Source organism: Arcicella rigui, from assembly GCF_034929435.1.
Taxonomy (GTDB): Bacteria; Bacteroidota; Bacteroidia; order Cytophagales; family Spirosomataceae; genus Arcicella; species Arcicella rigui.
The window spans coordinates 234,749-259,296 of the sequence record NZ_JAYFUM010000001.1 but is presented as its reverse complement, the minus strand read 5'-3'; the positions used below and the strand labels follow the sequence as shown (position 1 = coordinate 259,296).

The following is a 24,548-nucleotide window of genomic DNA, read 5'->3' as shown; positions in this document are numbered from 1 at the left end:
TATCTTAATTTCCTAACTTGTCATGAAATGTCATTTTCAAATTAGCACATTTTCAAATCTTCAAATTGACACTATTTTTCAAGGATTACGTAAGAGTTTTTCGCTCCTGGGATTGAACCAGACACTACGATTAGGTTTTTCTCTGCATAAACTTTCAATACTTGTAAGTTTTGAACTTTTACACGATTACCACCTGTACGGCCTGCCATGCGAATACCTTTAAATACACGAGATGGGAATGAACAAGCACCAATTGAACCTGGGTGACGACCTCTGTTGTGCTGACCGTGAGTTTGACCTCCTACACCACCAAAACCATGACGCTTAACAACCCCTTGGAAACCTTTACCTTTAGAAGTTCCGATTGCATCGACGAAATCGCCTTCTACGAATAATTCTGCGGTAATTACTTCACCAAGTGAAAGTTCATTTTCAAAAGACTTAAACTCTACGAGTTTTTTCTTTGGAGTAGTTCCTGCTTTTTTGAAGTGACCTAAGAGCGGCTGAGTTGTATGCTTCTCTTTTTTCTCGCCATAACCCAATTGAATGGCGTTATAACCTTCTTTTTCTACTGTTTTTACTTGCGTTACTACACAAGGACCGGCTTCAATCAGCGTACAAGCGACAGCAGAACCGTCGGCGTTGTAGAGGCTGGTCATACCGATTTTCTTTCCGATAATTCCAGACATTTTATTAGAATAAAACGTTAATAATTGATTGTGAATGAACGACTTACGCTTAGACCCCAAACGGGAACGTAAAACGGACTGCAAAGGTCGGAATTTTATTTGGTATAAACAAAATCTATACAAATTAATTCACGAAATAAAATTTGTGAAAGAAACTAAAGGATAAGCTACAAGAGATGTGCGTATGCAGACGAAGAAACGGTTAAAACGATAACCGTAAACGTTGAAAAACGAAACGTTTCTTGTGTAGCTTAATATTCTAATTACAGACTGGGCATTCAGTGTTGTAATACAATATCAGTTCTGACACGGTTGCAAGTAAACTTGCGGCAATAGCGAGAAAGAGTAATTCGTTTTGCCTATTTTCGTATTTTTTTATTGAGTTCTGCCAACCCATATAAAAACAAAGAAAACGTTGTCTCTTAATCGGACTGCAAAATTAGAGGATTCTTTTTGAATTACAATGAGTTATAAAAAAAATATTTACTTTTTTTTAGCGTAAATAAATATTTTAAAAATTTCTTTCAACTTAGCATCTTAAAGCTTCGATTTTACGTAATTCCTTCAAGTATTCAATGATATACGTACTACGCTCTTTGATTTTTCTGAAAAGGCAATAAATACACTAAAGGAACAAAGAAATACTTTTCTATCTTTGTAGCCCGACAAAAATGTATTTTCAATGAAAGTTTCTATCATTACCGTTTCTTTTAATAGTGCAAAAACGATTCGTCAGACGATTGAGAGTGTTTTAGCCCAAGATTACTCCGATATTGAATATATCGTAATAGACGGTAACTCGAAAGACGAGACTGTTGAAATATTAAAAACATTTCAAAATAAAATCAAGTTTATCTCAGAACCTGATAAAGGAATTTATGACGCCATGAACAAAGGCGTTAAGATAGCAACAGGTGAAATAATTGGTACAATAGGAAGTGATGATTTTTACCCCAACAGTCAAGTTATCAGTAATGTGGTAAAAACTTTTTTACAATTCAATACTGAGGCGGTTTATGGAGATATACAATTTATTAATCCAGAAGATATTCATACAATCGTGCGTTTTTGGAAAGCTGGAGAATATCAATACGCCAACTGGCTAAAAGGATGGATGCCCCCACACCCATGCTTTTATGTAAAAAAGGAAGCTTTTGAAAAGTATGGTTACTTCAAAACTGATTTTACTTGTTCGGGCGACTATGAGTTGATGCTCCGAATGCTCTACAAAAATCATTTGTCGGTACAATACTTACCCATTACTCTAATGACGATGCGAAACGGAGGAACAAGTACTGCCTCGCTCAAACATCGTTATCGTGCTAATATGGAAGATAGAAAAGCGTGGAAAATCAACGGGTTACGCCCAAGATGGTACACTTTGTGGATGAAACCACTTTCTAAGATTGTCCAATTATTTAAAAAGGCTGATTAAACATCATTCTATTGTTGCTACTCTGAATGGATTAATTTCTACTTTTTCCCAAACACCCATAGTATTGTATGGGTCGTTGCTAAACCAGTCTTGAAAAGAAGCCTCATCTTCAAATTGTACAATCATTGTTGAACCTATCATCTGCTCGGATGAATTTAAGATTGCACCGCCAATTAAGAAATTACCATTTTGTTTAAGCTGTTTTACTGTTTCTAAATGCAATGGACGAGCCGCCATTCGGCGATTAAGTGCATTTTCGTCTGTTGCATCAAAAGCATAAATTACATATTGTTTCATTTTTTAGATTAGCTTTTTGTGACTTTATGGGAAATTAATAGTCAAAGTTAGCAGTTTCGGCGAAAGCCAAAGAAATAATTTCTGAAGATTGCCTAACAAACAGTTAATTTGAAATAAGCTTTAGGATTCGTTTTCCAACTTCATCAATAATACACAGAGAAACCTCTTTATTGTTTGTTAAAAAAATCAAATAACACTTAATTCATTTTTAGAATGAAACAACATTTAATAGACTTTATAAAAAAACACGTTGACTTCACTGAAGAAGATATTGATTTAGCTCAACCTCTTTTTAAGGAAATTACTTTGAAAAAGGGAGATTTCTGGGTTAAAAAAGGAGAGTTTAATGCCGATGTCATGTTTGTTAATAAAGGAATGTTACGTTCTTATTTTGTTAAGAAGAACACTGAAATAACCTTTGGTTTGACTTTCGAGAATCAGATACTTACCAGTACGGCCTGTTATTCTATGGGTTTGCCAAGTTTAGATTACATTCAGGCTATCGAAGATTGTGACATCTGTATGATTTCGAAAGTAGATTTAGATTATTTGTTTCAACATTCTAAAAAGTGGGAGCGTTTGGGAAGAGTTTTCTTTGAAGCTTATACTGTTCAACAAGAGTTACGTGTTCGTTCTTTTATTTCTGAAACTGCCCGTGAGCGTTATGAAAGTTTGGTGAAATCAAAACCTGAACTTATCAGAAGAACGCCACAGATTTATTTGGCGAATTATTTGGGTATTACTCCTCAGTCGCTGAGTCGTTTAAGAAGAGAAATAAAATAAGTCTCACCAATTGCTTAGTGAGACTTCAATAAAAGTTTTTACCAATTCAATACTACGTTTTCGATAATATCGCAGGCTTCGTTCATTTGCTCTGCTGTAATCACTAAAGGCGGAGCAAATCTAATTTTATTGCCATGTGTTGGCTTGGCTAATAAACCATTTTCTTTGAAAGCAACACAAAGATTCCAAGCGATTTCACTTTCTTCATCGGTGTTTATCTCAATAGCATTCAACAAACCTTTTCCTCTTACCAATCTAATCAAATCTGGTCGTTTTTCGATTAATTGATTCATTCTTTCACGGAAAATCACACCGATTGTATCTGCATTTTCTGCTAATTTTTCGTCCTTGATTACCGACAAAGCTGCCACAGTAACGGCACAAGCCAAAGGATTGCCCCCATAAGTAGAACCATGTTCGCCGGGCTTGATGGTTAGCATAATTTCGTCTCTACACAAAACGGCTGAAACAGGATAAGTACCTCCCGAAAGTGCTTTTCCAAGAATAAGAATATCTGGTAAAAACCCTTCATGGTCGCAAGCCAAACGCTTACCTGTACGCCCGATGCCTGTTTGTACTTCGTCGGCGATGAAGAGTACATTTTTTTCACGACACATTTCGTAGGCTTTTTTCAAGTATCCTTCGTCAGGTACAACTACTCCTGCTTCTCCTTGAATAGGCTCTACCATAAACCCAGCTACGTTAGGGTCTTTCAAAACCTCCGCCAGTGCATCTAAATCGTTATAAGGTATAATTTCATAACCTTGTAAAAGCGGGCCATAATCTGAATAACTCGATGGGTCAGTCGATGAAGAAATCGCCGCAATGGTACGTCCCCAGAAATTCCCTGCGGCATAAACCGTTTTTGCTTGGTTTTGCGGAATACCTTTTACTTTATAAGCCCATTTACGAGTAAGTTTTAGAGCGGTCTCCCCTCCTTCTGCTCCTGAGTTCATCATCAGTACTTTGTCGTAGCCAAAGTACTCGCAAAGAAACTTCTCACAGATTCCTAATTGGTCGCTATAAAAAGCACGAGAAGTAAGCGTTAGATTTTGTGCTTGAGCTACCAGTGCATTGATAATTTTAGGATGACAATGTCCTTGATTGACGGCACTGTAAGCCGAAAGAAAATCAAAGTACTTTTTATTTTCTACATCCCATACAAAAACGCCTTCTCCTTTTTGGAGTACCACAGGCATTGGATGATAATTATGAGCTCCGAAACGGTCTTCAAGCTGCATGGCTTTTTCAGATGCCGATGCAGTGGCAAAATTTAATTCTGTCATTGGAAATTGAATATAATAAAATGATGACAAAGGCTGTCAAGAATTATAGTTGATGATGTTGTAATGTCAAAAAAGCAGCGACTACTTAATATAGACCATACAGACCAATCACGTACAAGATTTGTACAAAGACAGAAAGGATTCGGTGAATTTTACAGAAATGCCCGTAGAGCGAAGCCGTTGTAAACACACGACTACTGATACTTTTTTCTAAAAGTATTGTATTGCGTTGATGTTTAAAAAATAGTTCGTTCATGGATAATCGAAGGATTGATTATGAGCGTGATAATTAACCAAAATTATACAAAAATGAACATTTTTCAAAATTGGAGGTTAAATAGCTATGGGCAAGAAACAAGAGAAAGATAACAACAAACATGGGCTTTTGCCCGAAGATTATTATATTGATGATAAAGGGTTTATGGTCTTTACAAGTACTTATCATCTAAAAAGAGGTTATTGTTGTAAAAATGGCTGCAAACACTGTCCTTATGGATTCAAAATTCAGTAGTGTAAAATGCGTTAGCACTTTGGCTACTGAATTTCAATGATATTCAAACTCTTCATTTTCAATATAAGTTTTTCCTGTAAACCAGCTCTTGTTTTACAGAGGCTTCTCGGCTGATTCCTAAAAAATAACTTCGCTTTAAAAGTATTTAGGGTACTATCAACTATCTTTACGACACAATTCGAATTTCAAATCGCTTTTTTACAGCTTCTATCATTAATTAAAGTCTTTCTAAGACTTTTCGGATAAATTCAAATCATGACCTCGGTAGATTGTTTTCAGAAAGAATTTTCTATAAACAAGACAAAACAAATTATACATTGATGAAAGCAATATTTTCTTCTAAGTCATTCCCTCTTTTTTTTGTTATTACTTCTTTTTTTGTTTTGTCGTTTGTTGCTACGTTTTATCATTCAAAGCTAAATTTTTACGATTCGAGGTCGGTACTTTGTAGCGACCAAGGGGGGCATGCCATTTATCTTTCAGGCTTTTTCTTGTATGATTTTTCTGCAAAAAAAATGCCTCAAAAATTTAAAGATAAATTGGACATTATGGGAGGTTTTTCGATAAAAAATGAAAAAATCTTTACCAAGTATCAGTATGGAACGGCTTTATTGATGTCGCCATTTTGGTTGATTGCCCATGCTTTAGCTAATGAAAAAGACGGATTATCGCTTCCGTATAGGTATGCCAGCAATATCGCAGCTGTTTTTTACTTGCTCCTAAGTTTATCTTTATTAAACAACATACTTTCAAAGCATTTTTCTTTTAAAATGCGTTTAGCTTGGTTTGTTATCTGTTGTGTAGGTACTAATATATTTTATTATACCATCATCGCTTCGGGGATGTATCATATTTTTGCTTTTTTTGCCAATAGTTTGTTTATGTATAGTTTGTATCATTATGAATCTACGGCAAAAACGAGAAAATACTTTTTATTGATTTCACTCAGTATCGCCCTAATGTTTATTATTAGGATGAACAATTTGGTTATTTTTCCTTTTTTGGTACTTTTTACTTTCAAAAAATACGATACTCTTGCCGAATACGTTTCTGAGAAGGTAGCCTTGATTAAGCAAATTATTATTCCAACAATTCTTTTTTGCATCATTGCTTATATTCCTCAAGCCTTGTACAATCGTTTTATATTTGGTTCTTTCATTGCTGAATCTTATCCAAACGAATCTTTTCTGTATCTAAAAAACCCATTTATTGCTGAGGTATTTTTATCACCAAGTTGTGGTTTATTACTTTACAGTCCTTTGTTATTTATTCCGCTTTGTTATTTTTTGAAAATTAAAACATTAACCGATAAAATCAACAATGTACTTATTTTGCTGATTTTAATGGTGTTTTCGTATATGTACGGTTCGTGGTGGTGCTATACTTTGGGCTGTTCGTTTGGTTATAGAACTTTTACCGAACATTTACCTCTGTTTATCATTACGGGTTTATTTATGATTTCGTACTTGTCTGGATTTATTAATAGAAATATTATCTTTGCCTTTTCTATTCTATCAGTATTTTACACGCTCAAGTTGATGCTTGGCTTTAATAATTGCTGGTGTAATATTACCGACGACGTATGGAACTGGTCATTATTTATTAAAAAATTAACTGAAATACCTCCAATCGTTACTAATCTTTTAAGCAGATAACCTAAATGAAATTAAGCATTATTATACCAGCCTATAATGAAGAGAAAACTATTTTTCAAATTTTGAAAGTAATAGAAAGTGTAGTCTTGATTGATAATGTTGGTAAAGAAATTATTATTATTGATGACTGTTCGGTAGATAAAACAGCCGCAGTTATCGAAGATTTTAGAAAAGATTACCCACATCTTGAAATCCAATATTTCAAACAAGAAGTAAATCAAGGCAAAGGGGCGGCGATTCATAAAGGTATTAGCAAAGCTACGGGCGATTTCCTAATCATTCAAGATGCTGATTTGGAGTACAATCCTCACGAATACAATTTATTACTTAAATTGGTTGTTGACGGACACGCTGATGTGGTTTATGGTTCGAGATTTATGGGCGGAAAACCGCATCGTATGTTGTTCTTCTTCCACTCTATCGGCAATAAATTACTCACTTTTATTTCAAATGCTTTTACCAATCTGAACCTTTCGGATATGGAAACTTGCTATAAACTTTTTAGAACAAGTATTATTCAAGGAATTGAGCTAAAAGAGAAAAGATTTGGTTTTGAACCAGAAATTACTGCCAAAATTGCCAGAATTCCTAAAATAAGAATTTATGAAGTGGGGATTTCGTACTACGGAAGGACTTATGAAGAAGGGAAAAAAATCAACTGGAAAGATGGCTTTAGAGCTATCTTTTGTATGATTAAGTACGGCTTACTTGGGCTTTAATCATTGAAATAAAAAGGCTGTCCTTAAAGTTTAAGGACAGCCTTTTTATTATGCCTCAATCGTAACGATTTTAGCTAAGTGTTTCCAGAAAGAAGGATATGATTTTACAACAACATCGGGTTCTTCGATGGTAATGTCTGAAACCAATGCCAGCGGAGCAAATGCCATAGCCATACGGTGGTCGTCGTAGGTATGAATTGCAGTATCTGCTTTGATTGCCTCGCCATTGGCTGTTAATAAGTACTTATGATTTTTCTCAACTTCTACCAAACTTCCACCGATTTTTGCTAACTCCGTTTGCAAAGCATATACTCTGTCGGTTTCTTTTACTTTTAATGATTCTATGCCCGTTAAAGTAAGAGGAATATTTTTAGCCGCCGCTACTACACAAACTGTTTGAGCTAAATCTGGACAATTGGTAAAGTCCCAAGCCAAAGCAGTATCAGCAGGAATTTTGGTTAATTTAAAACCTCTACCTGTATATTCAGACTTTACGCCTAAGTGACTCATGATGTCGGTAATCACAGAATCGCCTTGAAGCGAATTTTCTTTCAAGCCCAACAATTCCAACTCAACATCTGCAAACTCAGAAAGAGCTACAATGGCAAACCAATAACTTGCCCCCGACCAATCAGATTCGATAGCGTAAGGAATTACTTCATATTGTTGTGCTGGTACAGTGATAGTCATATTGTCCCAATCGGGCGTTACAGTAATACCGAAACTTTTCATTTGCTGAATCGTCATTTCGATATATGGTTTTGAACCCAACTCACCTGTAATGGTAAGTACCAAGCCTTCGGGCAACAAAGGAGCAATCATCAAAATAGCAGAAATGTACTGAGAAGAAACGTCACCTCTGATAGACAAGTTTTTATTTCCCGCAAATTGAAAACCATTCAGTTGTAAAGGTGGATAACCTTCTTTGTTCAGATAGTCAATATCCGCACCTAAAGAGCGAAGAGCATCAACCAAAATACCAATCGGGCGTTCGCACATTCTTGGCGTACCTGTCATTGTTTTTTTCTGTCCAGTTACGGCAAAGTAAGCTGTTAAAAAACGCATGGTAGTACCAGCGTCAATCACATCCGCTACGGCATCATCAGAAGCCAATAGACGCATCATAGTTTGGGTATCACGAGCTTCTGCAAGATTCGACAAATTATCTTTCCCTTTTGCTAAAGCATTGATAATCAAAGCACGGTTTGATTCAGACTTAGAAGAAGGCAAAGGTATTTCCGTTTGGAAAGATTTCTGTACTTTGGGAAGGAATAGCTTTTTCAATGTATGATTTCGATTTTGAATTCGGATGATAAATTCACCGACAAATTACTCACTGATTCTTTTTTGAGATTTTGGACTACAAAGATAAGTGAAAAAGCTCGAAATTGGTTTTGAAAGCTTTGGTTTCAACTGATGTATCTATAAATTAGGGTCAACAAAATCAAGCAAAAGTTCTTTTTACAATTAAGTCCTTCGTGAAATTATACAGTCAAAACATACTGGTTTAGTAAAACATTTATATTTTTTGCTAAAAACAAGGATATTTGTAAATTGATAGTTGAAGTAGTTTCTCTCTATGAACTTAGCAGATTGAAAGCGTTAATGGAACTTGAGCAGATTAAAATATATAGAATTACCCATATCGAGAATGTCCCTCATATTCTACAATATGGAATTACGCACAAAAACTCACCAAATGCCAATCCTAACTTTATTTCCATTGGCGATAAAAGCTTGATTGATACAAGAAGTAGAAAAAATATCAATGTTAATAATGGCAACGAATACAACAGTCAAACAATTACTTTAGGCGATTTTATTCCTTTTTACTTTGGAATAAAAATGCCAATGCTTTACGTAATTCAAAACGGTGGCAACTTTGTTGACAAAGCAACATCACCTGAAAATATCGTTTATTTAGTAAGTTCAGTAAAAAGTATTATTGATGCTAATTATGAATACTATTTTTCAGATGGACACGCAACTGATAATTTTACAACGTTTTATGACAAAAGTAAAATTAGGGATTTATCAAATTTGATAGACTGGCAAGCAATAAAAGCTTCTTATTGGGGAGGACATGATAATTTGAATATCAAAAGAAAAAAACAAGCTGAATTTCTGTTGGCAGAAGATTTAGCCCCCAATCTTTTAGTAGGTTTTGGATGCTACAACGAAGTAGCGAAACAAAAGTTAATCGCTTTTGGAATTGAAGAAACAAAGATTAAAATAATTCCCAATGCTTATTTTTAAAAGAAAAACATGACAAAGTATATCATTGGCAATATATTGGAAAGCGATGCAGCCGCTTTAGTTAATACCGTAAACACACAGGGGGTTATGGGAAAGGGGATTGCATTGCAGTTTAAAAAGGCATTCCCAAACAATTTTAAGCAATATGTTGATGCTTGCAAAAACGATAAAATTGCTATCGGAAAATTGTTTGTTACTCAAGATAATAGTTTAAGTACTGGTGAAAAAATAATCATTAATTTTCCTACTAAAGACGACTGGAGAAAACCTTCTGAATATAGTTTTGTAGAAGAGGGCTTAGACGACCTGATTAGTGTCATCAAAAATTATCAAATCAAGAGTATTGCTATACCTCCGCTCGGAGCAGGAAATGGTGGTCTTAAATGGGAAAAAGTCAAGAGAATTATTGAACAAAAATTAAATCATCTTGATACAGACATTTTTGTATATGAACCCACCAGTGAAATTAAAGAACAATTAGCCAAAGAAAGAGCAAAACTTACCGATGCAAGGGCTTTACTACTGTATGTATTATTTGATTTGGTAAAAAATGGTGAGTACGTATCTGAATTTTCAAGTGAGAAAATATGCTATTTTCTACAAAGATTTGGAGCAAAAAAATACTTTAAACTTGATTTTGAACCTAAATTTTACGGCCCTTATTCTGGAAAAGTAAGATTCGTACTCAATGCCCTAAATGGTAGTTATTTAATGGGATATAGTGATATGAGTAAAAAACCTTTTGAACCCATCACTTTGGTTGGAGACGGATATGATGCCATTCGGAAATACGTAGAGAGTAATCAAGAGCTTCTGACAATTGCTCTAAAAACTACTGAGTTTTTAGAAGGCTTTTATTCTGACTTTGCTCTTGAGCAACTCTCATCAATAGATTTCATTATTACTAAACAAAATACTTTTGATGAAACTACCATCATTCAAAAGTTAGAAGAGTGGAGTGATAGAAAACGAAGTTTATTTTCAAATCCCAAGTATATCAGTATTTCTATCAAACATCTTCAACAATTATATCAAAGTAATTGTTGATTATATTTTACCAATACTCAAGGATAGCTATAAAACACAAAAACTCCCCATCAGTAAATGTACTTTACTTCATGGGGAGTTTTGTATTGTCATGGCTATTAAGCCGTAATTTTCTTCAAATTTCCAAAACTTGTTGTCAGGTTATTGATTGGCGAAGGAGCTCCATCTTGTTCTACAAAAAGGTGTTTTACGCCTGCTGTTTTTGCCGATGCAAAAATTGCCTTAAAATCTACAATGCCCGTGCCTACTTCTACTGGCAATAGCGTTTCTTTATTTAAGTCCTTCACATGGAATAATGGGAAACGACCGGGGTGCTTGGCAAATAATTCTGGGATATTTACTCCTGCTTTGGTTGCCCAAGCTAAATCCAATTCAAATTTCAACAAGTCTGCACTAATTTGTGAAGTGAAAATATCAAATGGCAATTGTCCATCTACTTTTTCAAATTCTGCGGTGTGGTTGTGAAAAACAAAAGTAAGTCCTGCTTTTTTACAAGCCTCTCCAGCTTTTTGGAGAATTTCTAAAGAAGATTTGATGTCTTCAGAGGTTTTTACAGGGATACTTGCACACACTAAATATTTTGCTCCGCCTTCCGCTACTTCATCTACTACTTGTTGCGTATCGTTCATCAATGATTTCATTGGAGGCATCTTTTTCAACATCTCAGCATTCGGATTAGCTGGTGCTCCCGGTTTTGGAGCTGGCATTCTGAATGGCGCACCCATTACGTGATGTGCTTGCCAAGACATTCCTAAATCACTTACTACTTTGGCAAATTCTTTGGGCTTCATCCCGTAATAACCACCTTGTAAACTAAAAGCTGACTCTATTTCTTTATAACCAATATCAGCAATTTGTTTCAGCGTACCTGTTACGTCTTTGTCGATAATCGACATTGTTGTAAATAGCTGTACTCCAAAATTCTTGGGGCTTAGTTTTGTTCCGAATGCCTCTGATAAATTAGGTAAAAGCATCCCACCCATTGCCAAAGCTCCTGTGTTTTTAAGAAAATCTCTTCTGTTTTGCATAGTTATTTTAGGTTATTCCCTGTTTGAATCATTAGAAGATTAGTGATTAGGTAAATGTAAATCGTTTCTAACTATTCACTTCTATTTATCAATCACTAACGACTAACTGAGATTTACCTCTGCCAAAGCCAAGTTTTGGGATATATCTTTTTCATTAAGTTCTATTCTTGATGATTCTTTGAATTTATTCAAACATTGAATCTGAATATTTTTAATGTTTTATCAAAAGGTATATCTCATAAATACTTTGGCATTTGGCAGAGGTTTTCGCATAAAATTTAAGAAAAATTATATTGAAAGAGTTGAAAAAATACTTTGTTAAGCCGATTAGACTCAACTTGTCGGCGGCCAAGTTTGCGTCTGTATTTATTTATAGTTGTACTTCAATTTTTTAAAGTCTTAAAAGCCCAAAAATCAGGTTTTCAAAACAAAATATCTTCAGAAAACACCACAGCAAATCTTATAATAAGTGGTTGAACTTCATGCCTTTTATTCTTACAAATTGTAGGTTAAAAAATCATTTTGAAATGATAATGAAAGGATTTACATCTTTCTATATTTATATTTTTAGATAAAATAGAAAAAAAACTATTGTATCAATTCGATACAATAATAATTAATCCTTTTTATGTTACCAAATTTTTGTTTACATTTAAGCAAAAATTTACTTAAACATCTTCCTTAAACATATCATATGAGTAACATCGACCGTTCGTATGACTATCTCCCCGGAATTTCGATTGACTGCGTCATATTTGGGTTCCACGATAGTCAATTAAAAATATTATTGCTCAATTTTAAGAATACAGATTGGTTTGCAGTACCGGGTGGGTTCATTAAAGAAAATGAAAATTTAGATGAAGCGGCTCAAAGAATCTTAGAAGAAAGAACAGGATTAACCAATATTTATTTAGAACAGTTTTATGTTTTTGGCGATAAAAATAGAAGAAGTAACGAAGTACTAAAGGCATTGATGCTTGCTGTTGACGGAAAAGAGTTGAGTCCAGACCATTATTTGATGAAGCGTTTTTTATCAATTGGCTATTATGCTTTGATTGACTTCACCAAAGCCACGCCAAGCCCTGACGCACTTTCAAATACTTGTGAGTGGTACGATATTGACACAATTCCGACTTTAATCTACGACCACTCTGAAATGGTAAAAAAAGCGTTATCAACTCTTCGTTTTTTTCTGGATGAAAAATTGATTGGCTTTAATTTACTCCCAGAGGTTTTTACGATGAATGATTTACAAAATCTTTACGAAACCGTTTTGGATACAAAATTACTGAGAACGAACTTCCAGCGGAAAATGCTAAGTTTGGGAATTTTGGAAAGATTAGATAAAAAAATGACGGGGGCTGCCAACAAAGCTCCGTACTTATATCGTTTTACGGGAAATTCTTAGAAAAGGTTTTCACCGTTATAAGTATTTCTTATAACGGTGAAAAATACCATCATTTATAACTCTACCAACACACTACTCAATAAAGTATTCTCTTTTGATTTCAGTTTAAATACTTCTCCTTTTGAAGGATTGATTGCTGCTTCGTAAAGTTCAGTTTTGTCTTTACTCTTCACAGCCAATACTATAAAATAAGTACCTTTGGCATTGGTATTGGTTTTCAGAACAAAGTTTTCGTGGGGTGTTTCTTTTTCAAAGTTGGCCGTTTTTACCTTAGCCTTACTTTGCCAAGCTTCAATTGTAGAAGGATTAAAATCGGCAATATCAAAATGCCCTTCACGAGCTTCTTCTTCGTTTTCGGGCATATTGGCAATTTTAGCAGGAACAAAAATGTTATCTACAAAATTTCTTGCTGAATCTTCAACCCAAGCAGTTATAACTGGCAATTCTGTTTCTTTGCTTTTTTCCACTAAGATTTTCAAAGCACTTCCTTTCGTTTCTTGATTTGTTTTTACTTCTTCAAACGAAAGTGCTTCTGGTCTTTTGGGTCTTGGTTTAGCAAATACTCGTCCAGCTTCGGCAACTGGTTCTAACACTTCCGTTACACCACCAATCAAAATCACTACAAAAATAGAAGCCGCTACAATCAGTTCTTTCTGAATTTTTCCTGATTTACGTTCCTTACTGTAACCAGTAATCGACGACCAGTTATTCATAATATGGAAAATAGCAAAACCTATAAAAATCAACCCAAAAACGGTATGAGTAATTTCGGCAGCATGAGATTTTTGCTTGATGTACAATAAAATACCCGTAACGGCAATACTTAAAAAAGCGAAACCAATAGTTAAGCTAATAATATTCTTATTTTTCATGTTGGGTAACAGCTATAAATGGAAGGAAATAATGGTCAGTTTTTCAATATGAAGCCTTATTTATAGAACAGGCTTGCCGTAAAACAGCAAGCCTTTCTTTTTTCAATCAAAAACACAATTTTACGTGTGTTTTTGTTTGTGTATATCTTATTCTTTTCCGAATTCACCTACGGCTCTTACTTCAACCTCTTCGCTTACTACTGCGTCTGGCATTCCACCTACACCGAAGTCTGTACGTTTGATAGTTCCTGATAATTTGAATCCAGCGATTGGTTTCTGAGTTCTCATGTTTTTACCAACACCGTTCAATGTCAAGTCAAAAGTTACTGGCTTAGTTACACCTTTTAACGTAAGGTTGCCTGCTAACTTATATTTTTTGCCATCTAATTTTGTAATTGACGTACTCTTGAAAGTGAACTTTGGAAACTTTTCAGCATCAAACATATCTGCTTTTTTCAAGTGTCCGTCTCTCATTTCGTTGTCTGTACTAACGCTACTTATATCTGCCGAAATTTCAAAGACAGCATCAGTGAAATCATCTTTAGAAGAAGTAATAGTAGCATCAAAATTTTTGAAGTTACCATCTACTTCAGACAACATTAAGTGCGTTACTGTAAATCCAACTTTTGAGTGAGCTTTGTCAACTTTCCATTGTTGAGCATAAGAGGCAACTGAAACTACCAAACACGAAAGCAAAATTACGATTTTTTTCATTTGATTTGAGTGATTTTATTGTGAGAAATTTGATTGAAAATACGCTTTTTTTTTAGTTATTCGATTCACCTGCCTTCACATCATCATTTTTTACAGACTTAGATTTCTTCTGCTCAACGAATTTCATGTTACCAATCTTGTAACTGAACGTTAATTTGATGTTTTGGTTGTAAATATTGTTCACACTTTTCTGGCTAAACTGTGCAGAATTAAGTGTTGAAGTCATTGTCATACCTCCGAAAAAGTTTTCTGCGGCTAAACCAATACTTCCTTTTTTGTTGTTGATGTCTTTCTTTACACCCAAAGAATACATCCCTGTACCGATTTGTGAACCTTGTAATTGTACTTGATTTCCTCTGTATCCCCCGAAAGCTTGGAGTCCCCAGCCATTTGGCAATTGTAATTGTGACGATAAACGACCGCTGAAGGTTACTCCCGAATTACTGGTCATTACATAAGCTCCGTTGGCGTCTAAAGTTTGTCCATTTAAGTAACTGTAATACAAATCTACGCCTCCGTTGATTGTCCATTTAGGTGTGATAGAAGTACTTCCGAATAAGTTACCACCAAAGGTTTGTTGCTTTCCGATGTTTTGATAAGTAGTGATAATCGCACCAGGTAAAGTATCAGAAGGCGTACTCAAACGAACGATTGAATTATTCGTTTGGCGACCGAAAAGTGATAAATTCAAGTAAGAACGATTGATATTTTTACTCAAACTCAACTCTACATTGTTGGTAACTTCTGGCTTCAAACTTGGGTTACCAATTGAAATATTCTGAGAGTTTGAAGCATTATAATTAGGGTTCAATTGTTGTAAACCTGGACGCTGAATTCTGTTATTATAAGCCAATTTCAAGGTAGCATTTCCTAAGCTTTTTGAGATATTTATGCTTGGCACTAAATTACCGTAAGATGGTATCGCTATCGAACTTTTATTTGTTGTGGCATCAATCGTTGTGTATTCATAACGAGTACCCACTTTGAAAGTATATTTGTTTGCCGTTGAATAAGTATAAGAGACATAACCCGATGAAATATACTGTTTGTAATTCAAGTATCCCGATGGGTTTGTAGCATCTGTGCTATATCCGCCTGTACTTCCTGCGAATAAATATTGATAGTCGCTATCTACTTGGCGAGTGATGCTTTTCACCCCTACTTCAAAAATTTGGTTTTGTTTAATAGGCGTTGTATAATCGGTTTGTACGGTTATTTCTCGGTTGGTATTACCATTCAAGTTTTTCTGGCGACTCAATAATTCGCTTGCACCGTTCAAGATATTCGCATCAAAATTATTGGTTAAATTGTTTTGGCTATACTGTGTAGAAATCGACCACTCTTGTTGAGGCTTGAAAGTATGAATATAATCAACGTTGATGTCTATTGAATTGGATAAATCTTTGCTATCTACATTTCTATAACCTGTTGAAGAAAGTACAGAATTTGTAAATGATTTTGTGATGTAGTCTTGGTTACGTTCTAAATTACGAGTACCAAAAGCAATTGAAGCATTCAAAGACTGTTTCTTAGAAATTTCATAATCGAAGCCCAAGTTGTATCTTCCGAATAAACCATTGTCTTTGGCATCAGAAGTTTGGTTCGTCAATTGTGAAATACCATTTTTTATAGTCGTTTGGTCTAAAATTGTACTTGCTTTATTATAAAATACTCTTCCGAATCCACCCAAAGTAACGCCCAATTTTCCGCTACGGTAGCTACCGTTCAAGCCCAAGTTTGATGCACGTAAACCAACGCCCGAATCAATACTCAATGTCAAGCCTTCGATGGTAGATTTCTTGGTAATAATATTGATAATCCCAGCCGAACCTTCAGCATCGTATTTGGCTGAGGGCGAAGTAATTACTTCTACTGTTTTAATCAAATCCGCAGGAATCATCTTCAAGGCATCTGCAATACTGCTTGCTACAATGGTTGAAGGTTTGTTGTTAATCAATACTTTAATATTAGTAGTTCCTCTCAACGAAACGTTTCCATCTAAATCTACCGAAAGCATTGGTACTTTTTTCAAAACATCTGCGGCATCACCACCTTTGGCAAGCATATCTTTTTCGGCATTATAAACCAAACGATCCACTTTTTCTTCAATTAAAGCTTTTTCGGCAGTTACAGTTACGCCGTCAAGCATTGTTGAAATGGTAGCTAATTTTATCACGCCCAAATCAATGTCTTTCCCTTTTTCTACTTTGATATTATCAATTGTTTTTGTTTCAAAACCGATGAACGAAATCACCAATTTATAATCGCCAACTGCCACTTTTGTCATTGAGAACTTACCTTTATCGTCGGCAATTGTTCCATCAACTGGCTTTTTGGTAGTTTTATTAATTAAAGAAATATTGGCATATTCAACAGCAAGTGTAGCACTTGAGTCAATAACGTATCCTGAAATTTTAGAATTTCCTTTTGGCGTATTGATTTCAAAACTTGGAGCTTGTTGTGCGTTTGAACGGCTTCTTCCATTGCCATCTCCGCCCTGTGGTGGTCCTCCGGGGAATTGTGCAAATGCCATTTTCCCCGTGAGGAGAATTAAAGCGATAAGGTTGAGGATATTTTTCATAATTCTAAATATTTTGACTGTTAATAATAATCTTATTGGTTGCTTTGCTAAAAACTTGTACAAATCAAAAGCAATAATTTGAGATTAATATTTAGAATAGATAATCAAGGAAAGCTATTCGACCATTCGGCAATCTCCACGATATTACCGAACAGTCGTTTTTTTTCACCCAAATAACGGCCCAACAAGAGCATTTATCTAATACAGAAATGATTTAGAGCTATTTAGAAAGTAAGGCAGAGTATTTATTAGATTTTTTGCTGAAATTTGATTTAACCAAATACCAAATTATTTATTATCTCTTTAAAATATGCAAACTTTCATTCAACGGAACAGAGTCCTTCTGATACACCTTTCCTTTTGGTGTGTTTACTTCTCGTTCTTCTACTACCAAGTAAGTTTTGCTCGCCCAGGCGAAGAAGCTGACTTAATGGAAGCATTAATTACTTCTATTCTTCATGTCGGTTGCGTAGCGATGGCGGCTTATATCAATTATTTTATTTTTCTTCCTCGTTTTCTTAAAAACAAAAATGTCATCGCTTACTTATTTGGCTATCTTCCAATTTTCGCTGTATTAATCACTATTTATGTGTTTGTAAAAAGACACCAAATGTCTGAAAGTGAACATATTGGCTATTTTTATAGCAGTAAATTTGTTGTTCAACATTCCGTTAGTACAATTTTCATTGTCATTTTTGTAGGAATGTTGAAGTTTGCCGAAGACTGGTTGGAGCTTGAAGCCAAGCGAAAAGAAGTAGAAAATGAAAAACTAACGGCTGAACTTACTTTCTTGAAAGCACAAATCAACCCACATTTTTTGTTTAATACTTTAAATAATTTGTATTACTTGGCTTTTACCAATTCGCCCAATACGACGGAAGTAATTGCCAAATTATCGCAAATGATGCGTTATATGATTTATGACTCCAATCATGCGAAGGTGTTGCTAAGTAAAGAAATCGAGTACATCGAAAACTATATTAGTCTTGAAAAACTACGTTTGAATAATCAAATTCCCATTAGTTTTGAAATCGAAGGCAACATTACACAGGCTCAAATTGTACCTTTGATTCTGATTACTTTTCTTGAAAATGCTTTCAAACATGGCGTAAGTAACAATTCTACCAACGCTTATATTTCTGTAAAATTAGCTGTGAGTAACCAGTCGTTGATTTATACCGTAGAAAACAGTAAATTGAAGTCCTCAATCCATGAAAAGTCTGGCATTGGTTTAAGAAATGTTAGCCGAAGATTAGATTTAAGCTACGCCAACAAGTACCAATTGGACGTAGAAGACGGAGAAACGGATTATAAAGTAAAACTAACGCTTGTAATTTAATTGTGAATTGTGATTGAGTGAATTAGTGATTTCTATAAAACATTACTCATTAATTCGCAATTCGCTCAATCACAATTAAAATAATCACTCACTCACAATTAATAAATATGTCTCATACTTGTATCATTGTTGAAGATGAACCTTTGGCTCGTAGTTTAATGGAAACTTATGTGCAGAAAGTACCGTACTTGCAATTAGTACAGTCCTTTTCTGACCCATTAAAAGCCTTGGATTTTCTCAGAGAAAATACTGTTGATATACTTTTTTCGGATATTCAAATGCCCGAAATTACAGGTATTACTTTGCTAAAAATTTTACAGAAAAAGCCTTTAATTATTCTTACAACGGCATATTCAGAGTATGCTATTGAGGGTTATGAATTAGATGTATTGGATTATTTATTAAAACCCATCACTTTTGAAAGATTCTTGAAGTCAGTTGAAAAAGCTTCCTTGCGGTTGAATACTTCTAATCCTGAGCCACAGCCACAAGCTCCAGTGATTCAAGAAAAAATTATAAAAGAAGTAATCGTTAATCAGCCCGACGCTACGCAGGCATTTATTTTTGTAAAAGATGGGACAAAATTGGTAAAAATCCGTCTTTCAGAAATTATGTATATTGAAGGTTTGAAAGATTACGTAACCATTTATACTACGCAACAAAAAGTAGTGGCTTTACAAACCTTGAAAGCGTTGGAAGCACAATTGCCCGAAACACAATTCATCAGAATTCATAATTCCTATATCGTAGCCTTGGAATGGATAGAATCTGTTCACCGAGAAAAAGTACAAATCGGCAAAGTATTTCTACCGATTTCGGATACTTATAGAAAGGCATTTAAGGAGTTTATTGAAAGATAAAATAGCTTTCAGCTATGAGCCATGAGCTTAGTTTATCAAAAACTCATAGCTCATAGCTGAAAGCTACTTCAGAAACTCCTCAAACCATCTCCCCGACTCTTTTACTGTTCTTTTCAGTGTTTTGAAATCTATGTGAACCAGCCCAAATCTGGGTTTGTAACCTTCTGTCCACTCGAAATTATCGGTGAGTGTCCAAGCCAAGTATCCATTTATATTTACTCCTTCCTGTTTGGCTTTCAAGATATGCTGTAAATAACATTGATAAAAGGCTATTCTTTGGCTATCATTTATCTTTCCGTCAATTAATTCATCTTTAAAAGCCGCACCATTTTCTGTAACAATGATTTGTTTGATGCCTTTGTATGCACCAAATTGTTTCAAGATATTGTACATGCCATCGGGAGATACTTCCCAGCCTAATTCCGTCACAGCATCAATTTTTCTGGTTTTCGGTTTTACTTCAAGGGCTTTCAAATAAGGAATCCAGAAGGCACTTTTCACCACTAACTTAAAATAATTCTGAATGCCAATAAAGTCGAAATCAAAAGCCAGTTTCTCAATGTCACCAGCATGAACGTACTTTTTCATCATATTTTGAAGAAAAGGCAACTCATGCACTGGATAACCCAAACCCAAAGTAGGTTCAAGAAACAAACGATTCAATAAAGCATCAATGCGTTTAGCGGCACGTTTGTCATTGTCGCTATCGGTAAAAGGCTCTATAAATGAGCAAGAGAAAGTAGTGCCAACCACAGCTTCGGGGACATTTTTGCGGATAATTCTTCCACCTTCGGCTTGGCACATGGCTACATGATGCACGGCTGGCAAGAAATTCCTCATTCCCAAGCGACCGGGTGCATGATAGCCCGTCATGTAGCCCAAACCTGTAAAACCTGCGGGTTCATTCAAAACCATCCAGTATTTTACTTTAGAAGCAAATTCACGAGTAACGACTTCGCAATAAGCCGAAAACCATTCGATAATATCACGGTTTGTCCAACCGCCTTTGTCTTCTAAAGTTTGGGGTAAGTCCCAGTGATACAGCGTAACGTAGGGTTCTAATCCGTTCTCTAAGCAACAATCTATTACTCGGTGATAAAACTCCAATCCTGCATGATTTACTTTGCCCGTACCGTGGGGCAAAATACGAGTCCAAGCAATAGAAAAACGAAAAGTATTAAAATTGAGCGACTTCGCCAGTAAAATATCCTCCTCGAAACGATGATAGAAATCGCAAGCTACCTTAGCGTTTTGTTTATCTTTGATTTTATTTTTATGAGAAAACTTATCCCAAATAGATTCACCCTTACCATCTTTATCCCAAGCACCTTCATTTTGGAAAGCCGCCATAGCCACTCCCCAAGCAAAATCTTTCCCGAAAGCCTCTTTTGAAAATACCTTTTCCTGCATAATAGAAGTGGGCGAAAAACTAATATATTGATTATCTTGCATTTACACCTAAAATTTTGGGTTGCAAAAGTAAGTATAAAAATCGTTAAAGTTATGTTAAATTTTTTGGAGGGGAGATTGGGGGCCGTAAGTACTACGGCTTTAAGTTATCATCGTGATTTTCGGATAACTCATGGTAAATCTTGTCGCTAATTTTACCTATTGATAAAATATCTTTAGCAAGTTTGAATACTTCTGTAGTTGCAACGACTGGAAAACCATTATCATTGACTTGAAAATGTGGCTCAGAATTAGTAATAGCGTTTTGAATGAGAATAGGATGCTTCCGTGGATTAAAGCCTCCTTTAATTGTGTTACCTACAAAAGGCTTCCATTCATTGCATACATCTATGCCTTTAAAATCTGGTTTATTTTTTTCTTGGTGATAATATAGCCAAACCTCAAAACATGGATTACTTTGAGCAACATTCCAATTTATTCTGTTATCACAGTAGGCTCTTAAATCTATTAATTGAGGTTTTCGACTATTCGTTATATCTTTATCTGTATCTAAAACAATCCATACTTTATCGTCCTCTCTATAATCGTATTTAGGTTCTAAATTCTTTTCACTTTTTATCAGAGAATTTTGTGCTAATAGCAATAAACCTTTAGGTGAATTATCATCACTTGAAGCTAACTCGTGTACAATAAGGTTCAATCTTGAATCGATACCTTCGAAGTACTGAAAATACTTGAATTCTCTATCTTTACCTTCACAAAATATGTAGATTTTTGTGGCACTTCTTTCAGGCTCTTCTCGGTTAAATGGTCTGTTCTTCAGTAACATTATGATGCCAATTTAAGTCGTGTAAATTTCCTAAAAAAGGGATAGAACCGTATCTGCCATTTAAATATCCTTTTTGAATATCAATGGTTTTATGTTCTTTAAAAGAACTTAACGAATATAAATCTGTACTTCCAGAATCATCTTTTTCTGCAAACCAAATTTCATCCTGTCTAAAAATCTCTTGGTCTAACAAATTCGACTCATGAGTTGTAAATATAAGTTGTCCTTTTGTTTCCGTATCTAAGGAGTATTTTTTAACCAGTTCTTTAATCAACAAAGGATGAATACTTCTTTCAATTTCATCAATAACATATACTTTATTGCCACTTATTAGCCCTTCAAAAGCAGGTGTAAAGTCTAATAGTCTGGCAGTTCCATCAGATTCTTCATTCATATCAAAAGTAGCAATCATGGATGATTCACCTTTATGACTAAACTGTATTCTCTTTACAAAAATCTGATTGTTTTCTTTGACAAAATTTAATTCATCGCCATTATTTAGGCGGGCAGAAACTACTTTATTTTCCGATTCATCTATTTTCTCTCTAATTCGCTCAAGCTCTTCTTGGTCATTTTTGCCAAAGTAATCTTCTATGGCTATCTTCTGAACTGACAAACCTGTAATACCAATATTGAAAGAACTCATAATTACATCGACAAAGTTTTTAAATTTATTATCTAAATCTATTCGCTGAGGTAAGGCAGTTGCTTTGGAGTCAGGCATAATAATCGTTAAAGAGTTTTCAAACCAATCAAATGCTTTTTTTATAACTTTCAAATGCTCATTATCTCTGTTGGCAAGTAATTTCAAAATAGGCTTGTTGGGTCTAACAAACTCTTGAAGTAAAACCTCTTTTATGATTTGACTTCTTTCGTCTTTCTCAAACTTTTCTGAAAACTGGATAGTTGTTTTTTCAAAAGAATCTGTTTTTCGTTCATAAATTAAAATATCTTTTTTAACTCCTAATCCAGATTCGTATAATTCCTCAGTTAAAACAATCCCATTTTTTATCTCTATTCCATAATAAAATGTTGTATCAGCCTGCATAAACTCAATGGCAATCAATTGAGAAGTAACTGATTTTTCATTTTGAAATTTGAATTGCCCATTTTTTAATTTTGAAGGAATATGCTCTTCCAAAAGCAAGAATTTCAGCATAGCCAATCCATGTATAAGATTAGATTTCCCTGCTCCATTAGCTCCATAGATGGCTGATAGCTTCAATACCTCAAAGTCTTGAAATTTATAGATATGTTCTTTCAGAGTCCCTAATCGTTTGTTAGGGAATAGATTAAACTCTTTTTGTTTACCGAAAGACAGTACATTATTTAATACAAATCTGATTAGCATATTCGTGAAAATTTCACGCAAATTATATTATTTTGTTTTCTTATCCTACATTTAATAAAGATTAGCCATTTCCTAAACCCAAAAAAACCACGAGTAAAAACCCGTGGTATAGTTTAAGTATAAATAGAGAGTTCAAGTAAATATTAATAGTACATTTGGCTGTCTTCTTCTTCAAGTAAAATTTCTTGCTCTTCTATTTCATTGTAAACTTTGTTGATTAAACAAACCAAAATTAAAGCAATGATATTTACTGAAATTACCACAGAATTATCATTGGGATTGAAATTAAGCGAGTTCTCTTCCAAAGAAAAATCTGAAATCAGTTTGAATACATCTGTAAAACTAAATCCTATCGACAGCATTACACCTGAAACAAACTTTAAAGTAACTCCCGAAAGCGTAAAATTTAATAATTGAAGTACTTGCGTAACTAATGAAAACGGCAATCCCTTTTTATGATTACCTTCTAAAAGTAACAGCCCTGCATAGATAGAGAAGATACTCACTCCAAAACAGTACAAATAAAGTATTGCAATACTAAGATTATTAATCTCAGCTTGTAACAATTGATACGCAGCCAAACCGCATCCTGTAAATCCACCGACCGCCTGATAAAACCCAATACCCCTAATGACGGTCTGTTGGTCTTTGTGAAGTTCAATTTCCATAAGTGAGTTTTGTTTTAATAATTGTTGCTAACTATTTACTGTACGTAATTTTTTGATAAAAGGATTGACGCACATAATAATAAGTTAATATCCTATCCAGACAGCGATATGTAACTAAACTCAAATCTTTTTTGGGGAATCTTACCTGACGGCAGATTTTACCATTTAAACACAGAAAAATCCTGTTTTTAATTAGGTTTCTAATCAACTATTTCAAAATATTTATTTTTATCCTTTTAAAAAAAATCCCCAATTTATTAATTCAATTAAAAAAATGTAAGATTTTTAGTCTTCCTTTAAAACATAAATGTCGTATTAAGGCTGTTGTCAATCACCTAATACGACATTAATTTGATTCTAAAAAATCACTTTCTACCTATACTTGCTCTGAGTCATATACAATTACTTTCTCCCAAAGATGTGAGTAATCTTCAACGAACTTCAAATGTATCGGATGTTTCTGATATACTTCTTCTTCTTCCAAATTATCAAAAAACAACATCCACGAAACTGAATAACTACGTTCTATCACACTACGATTGGTACTGGCAGGCAAACCAATGTGATGAAAACGAATAGTTGGTACTTTCGATAAAGCTGTTAGTCCTTCGATTAACTTATTTCTATCGGCTTCGCTTGATGGATTTTTCAACCAAAAATATACGTGATGTATAAAAGTTTTTTTCTTTGTGTTTGCTTCTGTTGGCAAAGTCGCTGCTACTCCTAAAGCCGAAGTAATGGCTACATTGGTCAAGAATGAACGTCGCTTTATGGTTTTCATTGATTTTTCAATTTGTTATAGTTAATAAA

General features: G+C 34.5%; 24 protein-coding genes. 10 read left to right on the top strand and 14 right to left on the bottom strand.

Annotated elements, in window-relative coordinates:
* Positions 1 to 71: 71 nt before the first annotated feature.
* Complete coding sequence (gene rplC / locus VB248_RS01190; protein ID WP_323294903.1) at positions 72 to 689, bottom strand: 50S ribosomal protein L3; 618 nt, start codon at positions 687 to 689, stop codon at positions 72 to 74.
* Between the two features lie 682 nt (positions 690 to 1,371).
* Here rplC and VB248_RS01185 point away from each other — a divergent pair.
* Positions 1,372 to 2,124 (top strand): glycosyltransferase family 2 protein, encoded by a 753-nt coding sequence (locus tag VB248_RS01185; protein WP_323294902.1) that lies wholly within the window; start codon positions 1,372 to 1,374, stop codon positions 2,122 to 2,124.
* Between the two features lie 3 nt (positions 2,125 to 2,127).
* Here VB248_RS01185 and VB248_RS01180 read toward each other — a convergent pair whose 3' ends face one another.
* The gene (locus VB248_RS01180; protein ID WP_323294901.1) at positions 2,128 to 2,421 is read right to left on the bottom strand and encodes a YciI family protein; all 294 of its coding nucleotides are present in this window, start codon (positions 2,419 to 2,421) and stop codon (positions 2,128 to 2,130) included.
* Between the two features lie 213 nt (positions 2,422 to 2,634).
* On the opposite strand from VB248_RS01180, the gene VB248_RS01175 reads away from it, so the two are divergent.
* On the top strand, positions 2,635 to 3,204 hold the full coding sequence (locus VB248_RS01175; protein WP_323294900.1) for a Crp/Fnr family transcriptional regulator: 570 nt from the start codon (positions 2,635 to 2,637) through the stop codon (positions 3,202 to 3,204).
* A 38-nt stretch (positions 3,205 to 3,242) separates the two neighbouring features.
* Here the strand turns inward: VB248_RS01175 and rocD are convergent, their stop codons facing one another.
* Together rocD and VB248_RS01165 are read right to left on the bottom strand one after the other, a co-directional pair.
* A complete protein-coding gene (gene rocD / locus VB248_RS01170) occupies positions 3,243 to 4,490 on the bottom strand; it encodes an ornithine--oxo-acid transaminase (protein WP_323294899.1) in 1,248 nt (415 codons plus the stop codon).
* 85 nt (positions 4,491 to 4,575) lie between these two features.
* Positions 4,576 to 4,746: a hypothetical protein gene (locus VB248_RS01165; RefSeq protein WP_323294898.1), complete on the bottom strand. Its 171-nt coding sequence runs from the start codon at positions 4,744 to 4,746 to the stop codon at positions 4,576 to 4,578.
* Positions 4,747 to 4,833: 87 nt separating this feature from the next.
* Between VB248_RS01165 and VB248_RS01160 the strand changes: the two genes are divergently transcribed.
* From VB248_RS01160 to VB248_RS01150, 3 genes are all read left to right on the top strand, one after another.
* Entirely contained in the window at positions 4,834 to 5,001 is a 168-nt protein-coding gene (locus tag VB248_RS01160; protein ID WP_323294897.1) for a DUF5522 domain-containing protein, read from the top strand.
* 320 nt (positions 5,002 to 5,321) lie between these two features.
* The gene (locus VB248_RS01155) at positions 5,322 to 6,656 is read left to right on the top strand and encodes a hypothetical protein (RefSeq protein ID WP_323294896.1); all 1,335 of its coding nucleotides are present in this window, start codon (positions 5,322 to 5,324) and stop codon (positions 6,654 to 6,656) included.
* A gap of 5 nt (positions 6,657 to 6,661) precedes the next feature.
* Positions 6,662 to 7,375: a glycosyltransferase family 2 protein gene (locus VB248_RS01150; RefSeq protein ID WP_323294895.1), complete on the top strand. Its 714-nt coding sequence runs from the start codon at positions 6,662 to 6,664 to the stop codon at positions 7,373 to 7,375.
* A 48-nt stretch (positions 7,376 to 7,423) separates the two neighbouring features.
* Here VB248_RS01150 and VB248_RS01145 read toward each other — a convergent pair whose 3' ends face one another.
* Positions 7,424 to 8,659 carry a 3-phosphoshikimate 1-carboxyvinyltransferase gene (locus tag VB248_RS01145; protein WP_323294894.1) on the bottom strand — a complete coding sequence of 412 codons (1,236 nt, stop codon included), beginning with the start codon at positions 8,657 to 8,659 and terminating at the stop codon, positions 7,424 to 7,426.
* 270 nt (positions 8,660 to 8,929) lie between these two features.
* Here VB248_RS01145 and darT point away from each other — a divergent pair, with 270 nt between their 5' ends.
* On the top strand, positions 8,930 to 9,631 hold the full coding sequence (gene darT / locus VB248_RS01140) for a type II toxin-antitoxin system toxin DNA ADP-ribosyl transferase DarT (protein WP_323294893.1): 702 nt from the start codon (positions 8,930 to 8,932) through the stop codon (positions 9,629 to 9,631).
* 9 nt (positions 9,632 to 9,640) lie between these two features.
* Entirely contained in the window at positions 9,641 to 10,678 is a 1,038-nt protein-coding gene (darG, locus tag VB248_RS01135) for a type II toxin-antitoxin system antitoxin DNA ADP-ribosyl glycohydrolase DarG (RefSeq protein ID WP_323294892.1), read from the top strand.
* 98 nt (positions 10,679 to 10,776) lie between these two features.
* Here the strand turns inward: darG and VB248_RS01130 are convergent, their stop codons facing one another.
* Positions 10,777 to 11,706, bottom strand: a complete 930-nt coding sequence (locus VB248_RS01130) for a sugar phosphate isomerase/epimerase family protein (protein WP_323294891.1) — start codon at positions 11,704 to 11,706, stop codon at positions 10,777 to 10,779.
* 694 nt (positions 11,707 to 12,400) lie between these two features.
* On the opposite strand from VB248_RS01130, the gene VB248_RS01125 reads away from it, so the two are divergent.
* Positions 12,401 to 13,114 carry an NUDIX hydrolase gene (locus VB248_RS01125; RefSeq protein WP_323294890.1) on the top strand — a complete coding sequence of 238 codons (714 nt, stop codon included), beginning with the start codon at positions 12,401 to 12,403 and terminating at the stop codon, positions 13,112 to 13,114.
* A 53-nt stretch (positions 13,115 to 13,167) separates the two neighbouring features.
* Here VB248_RS01125 and VB248_RS01120 read toward each other — a convergent pair whose 3' ends face one another.
* The 3 genes from VB248_RS01120 to VB248_RS01110 form a co-directional block, all read right to left on the bottom strand.
* Positions 13,168 to 13,986: a DUF4405 domain-containing protein gene (locus VB248_RS01120; protein WP_323294889.1), complete on the bottom strand. Its 819-nt coding sequence runs from the start codon at positions 13,984 to 13,986 to the stop codon at positions 13,168 to 13,170.
* A 147-nt stretch (positions 13,987 to 14,133) separates the two neighbouring features.
* Positions 14,134 to 14,700, bottom strand: coding sequence for a YceI family protein (locus VB248_RS01115; protein WP_323294888.1), 567 nt, complete (start codon positions 14,698 to 14,700; stop codon positions 14,134 to 14,136).
* Positions 14,701 to 14,752: 52 nt separating this feature from the next.
* A complete protein-coding gene (locus tag VB248_RS01110) occupies positions 14,753 to 17,281 on the bottom strand; it encodes an outer membrane beta-barrel family protein (RefSeq protein ID WP_323294887.1) in 2,529 nt (842 codons plus the stop codon).
* Between the two features lie 310 nt (positions 17,282 to 17,591).
* On the opposite strand from VB248_RS01110, the gene VB248_RS01105 reads away from it, so the two are divergent.
* A complete protein-coding gene (locus tag VB248_RS01105) occupies positions 17,592 to 18,620 on the top strand; it encodes a sensor histidine kinase (RefSeq protein WP_323294886.1) in 1,029 nt (342 codons plus the stop codon).
* A gap of 107 nt (positions 18,621 to 18,727) precedes the next feature.
* On the top strand, positions 18,728 to 19,480 hold the full coding sequence (locus VB248_RS01100; protein WP_323294885.1) for a LytR/AlgR family response regulator transcription factor: 753 nt from the start codon (positions 18,728 to 18,730) through the stop codon (positions 19,478 to 19,480).
* Between the two features lie 63 nt (positions 19,481 to 19,543).
* Here the strand turns inward: VB248_RS01100 and VB248_RS01095 are convergent, their stop codons facing one another.
* The 5 genes from VB248_RS01095 to VB248_RS01075 all read right to left on the bottom strand — a co-directional run bounded on the left by VB248_RS01095 (position 19,544) and on the right by VB248_RS01075 (position 24,519).
* On the bottom strand, positions 19,544 to 20,932 hold the full coding sequence (locus VB248_RS01095) for a GH1 family beta-glucosidase (protein WP_323294884.1): 1,389 nt from the start codon (positions 20,930 to 20,932) through the stop codon (positions 19,544 to 19,546).
* Positions 20,933 to 21,023: 91 nt separating this feature from the next.
* A complete protein-coding gene (locus tag VB248_RS01090) occupies positions 21,024 to 21,719 on the bottom strand; it encodes an RloB family protein (protein WP_323294883.1) in 696 nt (231 codons plus the stop codon).
* Positions 21,694 to 23,070: an AAA family ATPase gene (locus VB248_RS01085; RefSeq protein ID WP_323294882.1), complete on the bottom strand. Its 1,377-nt coding sequence runs from the start codon at positions 23,068 to 23,070 to the stop codon at positions 21,694 to 21,696. Before VB248_RS01085 ends, VB248_RS01090 begins: the two co-directional genes overlap by 26 nt.
* A gap of 143 nt (positions 23,071 to 23,213) precedes the next feature.
* Entirely contained in the window at positions 23,214 to 23,738 is a 525-nt protein-coding gene (locus VB248_RS01080) for a hypothetical protein (protein WP_323294881.1), read from the bottom strand.
* A 376-nt stretch (positions 23,739 to 24,114) separates the two neighbouring features.
* Entirely contained in the window at positions 24,115 to 24,519 is a 405-nt protein-coding gene (locus VB248_RS01075; protein WP_323294880.1) for a Dabb family protein, read from the bottom strand.
* Between the last annotated feature and the right edge of the window lie 29 nt (positions 24,520 to 24,548).